At 31.9% G+C, this 445-nt stretch carries 1 protein-coding gene; it reads right to left on the bottom strand.

All coding sequences use genetic code 11. From position 1 onward, the window contains the following. A partial coding sequence (locus tag ASV53_RS24605) for a hypothetical protein (protein ID WP_141226348.1) occupies positions 1 to 424 on the bottom strand: 424 nt, incomplete at its 3' end. Between the last annotated feature and the right edge of the window lie 21 nt (positions 425 to 445).

Genomic DNA, 445 nt, shown 5'->3' with positions numbered 1-445 from the left:
CCTTTGAAATATTGAAATTTTTTATATTCCTTCCAATATGAGAGTTTAGATCATCGTAAAGAATACGTTGAGTACCATTATAGTCCTCTGGGTTCTTAATCATTACCGATATAGCACCATTATCACAGAGTTCATTAATTTTAAATATGAAGTCATCAATATCTTTTTTTGTCATACATTCATGCGCTGAAATTAGTTTAAGTATTAGCTCACGATTGTTCTCTGCGATTGGTATCAGCCATTTAACTAACCTGTCTTCTGCTTCTTCGTTGGATATGTTGTTATGCTGCTGGATTACATAACAAGCACTTTGAAACGATTTAATCCCCTTTATTTCATCAATGTTTGAAATTACTTCATATCCGAAATCTTTACCTTGATCTTCGATCAAAAGCTTATATCTATTAGAAATAATGTTCCACATCTGCATCATTTCTCTAGGTAT

Origin of the sequence: Photobacterium sanguinicancri, from assembly GCF_002265265.1 — a bacterium.
Taxonomy (GTDB): domain Bacteria; phylum Pseudomonadota; class Gammaproteobacteria; order Enterobacterales; family Vibrionaceae; genus Photobacterium; species Photobacterium sanguinicancri.
Note: the sequence above shows the minus strand (reverse complement) of the source record. Positions and strands in the feature narration are given on the sequence as shown.